Annotated in this window: 7 protein-coding genes; 4 read left to right on the forward strand and 3 right to left on the reverse strand. The window is 67.8% G+C overall.

The annotated features are described in order from the left end of the window. Nucleotides 1-3: 3 nt before the first annotated feature. Nucleotides 4-735 (reverse strand): cold shock domain-containing protein, encoded by a 732-nt coding sequence (locus tag ACFWUZ_RS35990; RefSeq protein ID WP_384382294.1) that lies wholly within the window; start codon nucleotides 733-735, stop codon nucleotides 4-6. Beyond that, nucleotides 660-917, reverse strand: a complete 258-nt coding sequence (locus ACFWUZ_RS35995; RefSeq protein WP_384382296.1) for a hypothetical protein — start codon at nucleotides 915-917, stop codon at nucleotides 660-662. The genes ACFWUZ_RS35990 and ACFWUZ_RS35995 overlap by 76 nt, the downstream gene beginning before the upstream one ends. Nucleotides 918-4,236: 3,319 nt before the next feature. On the opposite strand from ACFWUZ_RS35995, the gene ACFWUZ_RS36000 reads away from it, so the two are divergent. Further along, nucleotides 4,237-4,389 carry a hypothetical protein gene (locus tag ACFWUZ_RS36000; RefSeq protein ID WP_384382298.1) on the forward strand — a complete coding sequence of 51 codons (153 nt, stop codon included), beginning with the start codon at nucleotides 4,237-4,239 and terminating at the stop codon, nucleotides 4,387-4,389. A 78-nt stretch (nucleotides 4,390-4,467) separates the two neighbouring features. Here the strand turns inward: ACFWUZ_RS36000 and ACFWUZ_RS36005 are convergent, their stop codons facing one another. Continuing rightward, nucleotides 4,468-4,977 carry a MarR family winged helix-turn-helix transcriptional regulator gene (locus tag ACFWUZ_RS36005; RefSeq protein WP_384382300.1) on the reverse strand — a complete coding sequence of 170 codons (510 nt, stop codon included), beginning with the start codon at nucleotides 4,975-4,977 and terminating at the stop codon, nucleotides 4,468-4,470. A 166-nt stretch (nucleotides 4,978-5,143) separates the two neighbouring features. Here ACFWUZ_RS36005 and ACFWUZ_RS36010 point away from each other — a divergent pair, with 166 nt between their 5' ends. The 3 genes from ACFWUZ_RS36010 to ACFWUZ_RS36020 all read left to right on the forward strand — a co-directional run bounded on the left by ACFWUZ_RS36010 (nucleotide 5,144) and on the right by ACFWUZ_RS36020 (nucleotide 7,420). Then, a complete protein-coding gene (locus tag ACFWUZ_RS36010; RefSeq protein ID WP_384382302.1) occupies nucleotides 5,144-6,106 on the forward strand; it encodes an NADP-dependent oxidoreductase in 963 nt (320 codons plus the stop codon). 100 nt (nucleotides 6,107-6,206) lie between these two features. After that, nucleotides 6,207-6,617, forward strand: a complete 411-nt coding sequence (locus ACFWUZ_RS36015; RefSeq protein ID WP_384382304.1) for an ester cyclase — start codon at nucleotides 6,207-6,209, stop codon at nucleotides 6,615-6,617. A gap of 191 nt (nucleotides 6,618-6,808) precedes the next feature. Then, entirely contained in the window at nucleotides 6,809-7,420 is a 612-nt protein-coding gene (locus ACFWUZ_RS36020; RefSeq protein WP_384382306.1) for an isochorismatase family protein, read from the forward strand. The last annotated feature ends 112 nt before the right edge of the window (nucleotides 7,421-7,532 follow it).

A 7,532-nucleotide genomic window follows, 5' to 3' on the forward strand; every position in this document is an offset into this window, starting at 1 on the left:
GCATCAGGGGCATAAGAGCCCCTGATGCAGCGTCACCACGTCCGATGGGTTCAAGCGCCGGGCCTCTCGGCGTACCGAACGGTGGATGTTGTCGGCTCGTAGTCCCCAACTGTCCAGCGTCGTGTTGAAGAAGACCTCCTCACCGTGGCGTAGACAGCCGTCCTCTCCCTGAATGGCCGAGGTCTCCGTCTGAACGTCAGGCCCGGCACCCTCCTGGCTGATAAGACCGGTGCCCCGGTCAGGGTCGAACCACTTCACGACACCGAAGGGCGACACGCGTCTCACTCTCCGCTCTGCCTGGATCCAGAAGCGACACTGTCCGCCTGGTCTCCACCGACGGGGAGGGCGTGAGGGGGGCTTGAACCAGCGGAATGCGGCGTGACTGCAGCCGGCAGGCGCCCGGGGGCGAGCAACGCGCCGTAGCGGCGCGTTGCTCGCCGCCTGAGCCGGGTGGGTCCGTCCGGTGGGCGCGAGCCGACATGCCAGGTCCGACCGGTGATCGTAGTCGGGTGGAGGCTGGGCAGGCCCTGCTCGATCCTGTGAACTGGATGCGCCTGGAGCAGCCGTGACCGGGCCGCCGTGGACAGCCTCGGCGTGTGAAGTTCCCCGCGCTGGCCAAGCACCGCTACGAAGCCTTTGAGTCACCCACCCGCCAGGCGTCACCGATTGCGCTGAAGAGCATCGGCACCTGCGGCGATGACTTCGGCGAGCCGGTTGGCGAGGTCCGCGTTGCACCCTCCGAGCCGGACGAAGCCGTGGCCGGCCACCGGCCCGTCGTTGCTCAGGGAGGGAAGGGTCAGATCGGCGAGGGCGAGCGCCGCCTGCAGGTTGGTGACAGCCCCGTCACCGGCTTGGTAGGCGGCGTCCTGTTCCCGCTTGTACCGGAAACGTTCGGCGTGGGTCATCTCGTACACCATGTTGCTGACCTTTCATGAGACGTGGGGGTGAGGCGCCGGAGCGCCTTGTGTATTCGGTTCAGCGAGTTATGACATTTGCCGGCTGCGCCAGCCCTGGCACACCAGGCCCGTGGCCGCCGGCACCCTGATCACCTCATGGCCTACAGCACGTTGCCCGGGCGTGCCGCAGCGACCGTATGCAAGGTGCGCGGGGATGGGGCGCGCACCGAATGGCGGGTGGGCGCGCCCCAGGCTCGCTTCGCTAAAGGAACAAGGGTGGGTAGACCGTCAGGCTGAGTCTGGGCATGGCCCGTGACCATCGGTTTCGATCTTCGTTTCAAAGACGCAGGGAGCACCCCCCCTTTGACGTGTGGGAAGGACCAAGGTGGCCAGGGAGTTACCGCCGGCTACGGCCTCTGCCCTTCGCGGTCGCCGCTCACGGAAGGTCCGACCCACTCCCGTCGTCACCCGGCACTGCCGTCTCCGCCGGGACCTTCGGCCAGCATGCTCACTCCGGTGTTCGGACGCGGGACCGCTTCCGCTGATGGCACGACTGTCAACCGGCCAGACCGCACTGTCGGTACACACCTGCGCTCAGCCCTCCTGCGGGAGCTCACCGGCTCCAGCCGAGCAAGTGGTCGGAGAACGCCACCGCCCCACCGGCGTGACCTCGCTCGTCGTTGCAAAGCGACCGCGCCGCGCCACCTCCCCCAGTGACCGGAACCCACTGCCCGGGCGAGGGACCGTGACATCGACTGGTACGCGTAGCACTGCCCCACGCGGGCGACTGTTAGGCGTCTTACCCGACTCCGTGACGGTGGGACGGAGGGTGGACACCCCTGCCCTCGGGCGCAGAGTAGCCGGGAGGGGTGCTGATCGGGCTCCGTCTGGGTGCGGCCGTCTGTCTCAGTGGTGCGGACGCAGATGGCCTCGGGTTTCGATGTCGCTGAGCGGCTTGGCGAGGCGGTCGCGTGAGTGTGATCTGGCGGACCAGCTGCTGGAAGCAGGCCAGCGCCGCGACGGCAGGAAGAGCGGACGCCGCCCCGGCGGCAATCGTTCTGGGCGCCTGGGCTACACACAAGAGCGTGGCCAGGGTGGAGAACAACAAAACGATGGACCAGGAATGGAGTGCGCGGCGCTGGTACAGCGCGGATCTGAGGATCGACAGGGACGCGACCATCCATGGTCCGTAGATCAGCATGGGCCACCAGCCGACTACTGCGCGAGCCGTGTGAGGCGCGGCGCTGTGCCGCAGGGCGTCGCAGATGGCCAGCCCGCTGAGAATGCTCACCACGACTGCGATGGCACCGACCAGCACGGCGGTGAACATACTGCCGGTTTGCAGCAGGGTCACTACCGGCGACCTCGGCTTGCTCCGGCGGTGCCCGCCGGAGGGCGGTGTGGGCGCATGTTCGGCAGCGGTGTGGTTCAACCCTGCGGCCCACCCGGCGGTGCTTGCCGTATCGCCGAGGCCATCGAAGCTGACTCGGGTGAAGCGCTCAGGCTGCCCGGGTGCGGCGCTCTCCTGGAGAAGGATGGCGAGCTCCTCCACCGGGTCCCACGAAGGTTGCGCCTCGCCGGGCCCACCGCGCGGTTGCCCAATGGAGGGATGCTGTACGGGCTCGGGCCGGTCCCAGAACGCGGAAGCGTCCGGCTGAGGGTGCAGACCGTGGATGTCAGGTTGTCCGTACGCCTCATACACGGGAGCTGCTACCCGAGCACTCGTCGGCAGCCGCTGCGGACGCTGCCGTGTTCCCCAACCGCCGGCCGAACTCAACCTGGATCACGCTCATCGTGTGGAGGAAGTCCTCAAAAATCGTAGAGGAGTACCGAAGATCGATTTCCAGATCTTCGTGTCCCAGCGTAGCGTTCCGGGCCCCGCCCGAACCCATGGAGGGCGGAGTGAACATCCACTTCCCGATTCGGGTGGCCCTGGAGCGAAAACTGTCTCCCTGTCCGTCTTCGTCCGCAGTCCTGCGGAGGGATACGGAAGGCTTTGCTGTTGTCATATTCCATAAACGCTCTCGATCTTGGTCTGGATGTGTGCCATCCGGGTGATGGTGGTCGACGAGTATGCGTTGACGCCGTTCTATCGATCTTCCAAACCAACCCGGTGGACCAAAGCCGCGCCCCTTTTCCGCGTCGCGACTTGGAGCTCTGAGCTGCGACGCAAGCGGCGGGACGGACTCTTCACCCCGTCCCGCCGGCCGCATGCATGCTCCGATGCGACGACCCTGGCGCCTGCCGCGTACCTGCGGGGTGGCTCTCCTGCACGGGGAGATCGGCCAGGCGTATGGCCGGCTCTCGCCACAGCCCGTCGCCTTTCTGCCTTCAGCGCCAGTGAGCCCTCATGGTCGGCTCGAGCTTCGCTTCCTGCCTGCCGGGCCTCCGTTGGCCGGCACAGCCACCGACCGATCATCGGGAAATAGATCGAGATGCCCGACGCCCGCAGATTGCTGCGCATGGCTGCAATCGGATGAGAGAGCACAACTCTGCATATGCCGCCGCGTTATGCCGAGGGTCGCCAGGGCTCAGCCTTGCGCATCCCCTTGCACCTCAACCTTCGAAAGGACCAGCTGTGGGAAGCATCCTCCTGTGGATCGTGCTCATCTCTGCCGCGGTAGGCACGAGTTGCACCGCACTGACGTCATCCGGGACCGGCCGACTCTGGCAGGTGGACGCCCTCGAACTGCGGCGTCACCAACGCTTCAAGCACGTCCTGTCCCTTCATGTAGACGCCGTGCGGTCGTCTCGTCCGGTAGCCACGGCGCCGGCTCGGCCGAGGGAGAAGCCCGTTGGCATCTCCTCTCAGTCGGGTGGGGAGCCGTTCCGACTCGTCCATGAGCCATGTTGGCCACCCTGCACCCCGGACCAGTAGCGAAGAAGACGTCGCCGGCTGCCAACATCGCTCGCTGAACGACTTCATCAGACAGCTCGCCAGCCGCCGCCTATGTTTCCTGTTCGCCCGGCTTCCTGACCATCTCTCTCACTCCACGGGCTGCAAGCCCCCGGGGGTGAACATCGCATCGCGAGCCGTGGCCCGAAGAGCCGACGCATAACGCTGACGCGCCATCCCATTCCATACAGTAGGCCCTTCCGCCGGCACTCCTCGTCATCAAGTACGCCTGGTCGAAAGGGCCGGTGATATCGCCGAAAAACCCCGGCAATCGGTTCCATGCATTACCGTACGCAATAAAACCCCGGCAATCCGGACACCAGTGAATGCGTACAAAAATTCTCACCGCCGCCGAAGCCTGGAAGCGGGCCGGCACCGGCTCGGCAGCCACGGGGAAGAAGCCCGCTGTACGGCCTGCGTGTCGAAGCCAGCAGCCCTGCCTCAGTGCCGCCCCCGCCTCGCGCCACGCTGCCGCCGCTTCGCCCGCCCCGGCTCCTGCGCCGCCTGCTCCACGTCCTGGTCGCGGTGGCCGCTGTCGTCGTGGTCATCGCCACCAGCGGCCGGCTCGGCCACCGCAACGAGCTCGGCTTGGGCTAACGGCATCCTCCTCGCCCTGCTCCAGGGCTGCCCGCAAGCCGTTGGACGTCGGGCTGTGGTGCCCGGGGGCGGGCGGGTTCAGGGGGCGGGTTGTTGGCCGGGTTGGCCGGTGAGGGTGTGGAGGTTGGCGACCAGGCGGTCGAGGAGGCCCGCGAGTTGGGCGTGCTCGTCGGGGGTGAAGCCGGTGAGGGCTTCGGTGTCGATGCCCGTGCGCAGGGCCTGGATCTGGGGGCGTACTGCTTTGGCCTGGTCGGTGAGGTGGACCAGGGCGCGGCGGGCGTCGGTGGGGTCGGGGCGGCGGGTGATCAGGCCGTCGCGTTCCATGCGTTTGAGGTTGACGGCCATGGTGGGCTGCTCGACGCCGGTGTGTCGGGCGAGCTCGCTCTGGGTGAGCCCGTCCCGCTCGTAGAGCGCGAGGAGGGTGGGCAGCTGGCCCGGGGAGGCGCCGAGGGTGGCGAGGCGTGTGGTGATGGCCTGGCCGAGGAGGCGCGCTGCGTGGTTCACGGTGTAGCAGACCATCGACTCCGCCTGTGAGCGGTCGGGTGGGCCGGGCGTGGGAGCCGCCTGGTCCGGTGTGCGTGCCGCCATGGCCACCTCGTGTCCTCGCGTGATGATCGGGATGCACTTGACACTATTCCATAGACGCCTATGCTCATAAAAGAGAAGCATAGCCGTCTATGGATTGTGTTGGGTGCGTGTTCCAGGCCGTCGCCTGTCGCATCCGCAGCCGTCGTGAACGGCGGAAAGGATCACCATGCATGCCTTCGCGATCGACTCCTTCGGCCAGACCCCCACCTTGCGGGACCTGCCGGTTCCCGAGCCGGGCCCGGGTGAGGTGCAAATCGAGGTCCGCGCCGCAGCGGTCAACCCGATCGACTGGAAACTGGCGGGCGGAGCCTTCGCCCGCCCGGGCGCGGAGTTCCCCTTCCCGCTGACCCTCGGCTTCGACGTCGCCGGCCGCGTCAGCGCCGCCGGTGACGGAGCGGCGTTCGAGGTGGGCCAGGAAGTCTTCGGGATGCGCCGTCCCGGCACGGCGGCCGCCCACCCGCACGGCTCCTACGCCCAGTACATGACCACATCCCCCGACGTCACCGCCCTGGCTGTGCGCCCCGAGGGCCTGGACCCGGTGGCGGCGGCGGCGCTGCCGATGACCGGCGGGACCGCCCTTGCCCTGACCCGCTGGCTTGACCTGCAGGAAGACGAGACACTGCTGCTGGTCGGCGCAAGCGGCGGGGTCGGCTCCTACGTGACGCAGCTGGCCGCAGCCCGCGGCGCCCGCGTCATCGCGGTCGCCGCGGCCGAGGACCATGACTACGCCCGCCGGCTCGGCGCGACCGAGGTGGTCGACTACCGCACCACCGACGTCGCCGACACGGTCCGCGCCGCACACCCGGAGGGCATCGACGCGGTCCTGGACCTGGTCGATGGCCGCGAGGTGGTGGCCCAGAAGATCGCCCCGCTCCTGCGCGAGGGCGGCCGCCTGGCCAGCACCATCTTCGCCGCCGACCCCGACGCGCTCGCCGAGGCCGGTGTCCGCGCCGTCAACTTCAACTACCAGGCCACCGACGACGACATGGCCGAACTGGCCCGACTCGTCTCAACCGGCGCCCTGCGGGTGGCAGAGACGACCACGTTCCCGCTGACCGCCATGGACCAGGCATACACGGCCTCCACCAGCGGCCACGTCCGCGGAAAGCTCGTGATCACCACGGCCTGACCTGGCCCCGTCGCCGGCATGCGACATACCGCCGAAAGTGCCTGCCGAGCTGCCCCCGCCTCTCACGCAACCGATACCGATACCGCACAGGGAGCACGTTATGACCCGCACCGAAGAACTTGCCCGCCGCTTCTACGAGGCGTTCGACACCGACAATCCCGACCTCCTCGACGAGACACTCGCCCCCGACTGGACTCCTCAGCCGCCCGTCCCCGGCAACCCCGGCGGCCCGGAAGGTCAGAAGCAGACCCTGCGCATGCTGCACAGTGTCTTCGAGGACCTCCGGTACACGGTCGAGGAGGTGGTCGTCTCCGGCGACACCGCCGCCGTCCGCGCCCGACTTTCCGGCCGTCAGACCGGGGAGTTCCTCGGTGTGCCCCCGACCGGCCGGCACATCGAGATGATGACCATGGAGATCCACCACATCGCCGCCGACCGCATCAGCACCACCTGGCACGTCGAGGATTTCTTCGGCGCCCTCCAGCAGATGACAGGCCCCGCTCCGGCCTGAGGCCGCGCCGAAGAAACGCAGCGCCACGTGGCGTGGCCAAGGCTGCCGACTGCCGGACCACAGACGTCATCGACGCGATACGCACCGCGCTTCCAAGGGCGTCAGCCTTACGCCGGCCCGGCCCTACCCCCTGCAAAACACTGCCAGCGGGTCCTTCCACAAGCCCGTCAGTCCGATGAAAGGCGACTGTCATGCCTGAGAAGTTCACGCCGTTCACGCCGCAGGACTCGGTCATGCTGCTGATCGACCACCAGCAGGGCACCCTCGACTTCTGCCGCAACATCTCCCGCACCACCATCGTGCAGAACGCCCGCGCCCTGGCCCGGATCGCCAAGGCTCTCGACATGCCGGTGGTCCTGACCACCAGCCAGGAAGACCACGCCCAGGGCCCGCTGATCCCCGACATGCAGGAGATCCTTCCCGAGGCGTACGAAGCGCGGATCAAGCGTTCGGGCATGGCCAACGCCTGGCACGACGAGAACTACCGCAATGCGGTTCTGAAGGCCGCCGACGGTCGCAAGAACATCATCATGGCCGGCCTGACGAATGACGTGTGCATCGTCTACCCCTCGATCAGCATGGTCGAGGAGGGTTTCAACGTGCAGGTCGTCCAGGACGCCGGCGGTTCCCCGAACGCCATCGGTGAGGACGCCGCACGTCGCCGCTGGGAGAACTACGGCGTGGTGACGACGTCGACCAACCAGCTGGTGGCGGAGCTCGGCGTCGACTGGTCCACCGAGGCCGGCGGCAAGCTCATCCAGATCACCTTCGAAGAGGTCATCAGCCACCTCGACGAGATGTAACACCCCAAGCCGCCGGGCCGCCCCACCGCCCCCCCGCGGGGGGCCCCGCCCCCCCCGGCTCGTTTAAAACAATACCAGGCCCCCCGACCCCCGGAAATAGGGGATTGCGGGG

Source organism: Streptomyces sp. NPDC058646, assembly GCF_042716875.1.
GTDB lineage: Bacteria > Actinomycetota > Actinomycetes > Streptomycetales > Streptomycetaceae > Streptomyces.

Bases quoted from the DNA above. Each gene is read 5' to 3' on its own strand.
- ACFWUZ_RS35995 (WP_384382296.1), bottom strand. From the start codon at position 917: ATGGTGTACGAGATGACCCACGCCGAACGTTTCCGGTACAAGCGGGAA.
- ACFWUZ_RS36005 (WP_384382300.1), bottom strand. From the start codon at position 4,977: ATGGCGGCACGCACACCGGACCAGGCGGCTCCCACGCCCGGCCCACCC.
- ACFWUZ_RS36010 (WP_384382302.1), top strand. From the start codon at position 5,144: ATGCATGCCTTCGCGATCGACTCCTTCGGCCAGACCCCCACCTTGCGG.
- ACFWUZ_RS36015 (WP_384382304.1), top strand. From the start codon at position 6,207: ATGACCCGCACCGAAGAACTTGCCCGCCGCTTCTACGAGGCGTTCGAC.
- ACFWUZ_RS36020 (WP_384382306.1), top strand. From the start codon at position 6,809: ATGCCTGAGAAGTTCACGCCGTTCACGCCGCAGGACTCGGTCATGCTG.